General features: G+C 69.2%; 1 pseudogene. It reads left to right on the forward strand.

Annotated elements, in window-relative coordinates:
• Nucleotides 1-183: 183 nt before the first annotated feature.
• Nucleotides 184-481, forward strand: a pseudogene (locus B3T77_RS06975) (hypothetical protein); the annotation flags it as partial.

Raw genomic sequence — 481 nt, forward strand, 5'->3', positions numbered from 1 at the left:
GGTGTCGTCGGCCCCGGCGGAGCAAGCCGAAGGCGCGGCGGCCCGGCGTAGCCGTGCGCCGCGTCGCAAGCCCGAAGCCGCCGCAGCCAGCGAAGACTGATAACAACCCAAGCGGGCACGTTTACCTGAATGCAACTCTGACGCGTCAATATGGCGCGTCGGAGGGGCGTCATGGATTTCGTCTTGCTTGTCTTGTCCCTGGCGCTGGCGGGAACCTGCGCAGGGATCTGGCTCTGGCTTCAGGCGCACGGGGTCGCCGAGGGCTTGCGTCGAGAGAACGCCCGGCTCGAAGCCCGCATCGCCCAGCAGACCCAAGGCCTGCGCCGCGCCCTGACGACGGCCGAAGGCGAGGTCGACCGCCTGACCGCCGAGCTTCGGACGCGGGACGAGATCATGCAGGCCCTCGGGCGCGAACTGCGTAGTCCCCTGACCACGGTCATGGGCTTCGCCCAGTTGCTGCGCGCCGACGACCCGGCCAATC

This window comes from Brevundimonas sp. UBA7838 (assembly GCF_002500885.1).
Classification (GTDB): domain Bacteria; phylum Pseudomonadota; class Alphaproteobacteria; order Caulobacterales; family Caulobacteraceae; genus Brevundimonas; species Brevundimonas vesicularis_C.